Origin of the sequence: Sphingomonas sp. 2R-10 (assembly GCF_030062225.1) — a bacterium.
In the GTDB taxonomy this organism is placed as follows: Bacteria; Pseudomonadota; Alphaproteobacteria; order Sphingomonadales; family Sphingomonadaceae; genus Sphingomonas.
Window position 1 is genome coordinate 1 of the sequence record NZ_JASCXF010000093.1, and the last position, 665, is coordinate 665.

The 665-nt window shown below is 35.9% G+C and carries 2 protein-coding genes; both read right to left on the reverse strand.

Annotated features, from left to right (window positions below; all coding sequences use genetic code 11):
• Positions 1-355: hypothetical protein (locus tag QLH51_RS19840; RefSeq protein ID WP_206429332.1), on the reverse strand; the 355-nt coding region annotated here is incomplete at its 3' end.
• A 193-nt stretch (positions 356-548) separates the two neighbouring features.
• Positions 549-665 (reverse strand): hypothetical protein (locus QLH51_RS19990; RefSeq protein WP_443018855.1); only part of this gene is annotated, 117 nt, incomplete at its 5' end.

The following is a 665-nucleotide window of genomic DNA, read 5'->3' on the forward strand; positions in this document are numbered from 1 at the left end:
GCTCCATTTTCTTTTGATTTTTATTTAACTTCGATAAGCGTTTTTCTAAGAAGCTAATCCTCGAATTTACTGTCTGCTTACTTGTGTTTACTTCTAATGCGTTCTTATTAAATTTTTCTATGATTTCAGAAAGTTTTTTGACATTGGAGTCGTTAGATAGGTTTATCAGAAGATTTTGACACGTGTCTTGTGCGTTTTCTATTTTTTTTTGCAAAGTCTTTATTTTTGTTGCTTTAATTCTCATCTCTTTACTATTCTTAGGTTTCGTCTTTTGTAGTACATTTAAAGTGTTCTTATATTTTTCGATTGTACAGATATGTTTTTTAAATTCTTCTATCTGATTTTCATTCGGCATATGCGTACTCCCTCTCTATTTTACAGTTAGATATACATATGAAGGGTAGCATGATTTATCGGTGTGGGCGAAACGTCTTTTTCTGGTTAATGGAAAAAGTGTAGAGGGGCAGCGTGAGGGAAAATGGTATACGGAGGAAAGCGCAAAAGGACACTGCATAGAAATCGGTGTCCTCTTCAGAGCGCTATTCTTCTCAGGAACCGATAGAGGTAAGGCTGATTTCACCAGAAGATAGGCTCATTTCCTGTTCATTTGTTTGGACGATCAGTTCGCCATGATCGCCGATTTCTTTTGCAAGACCGACATAAGT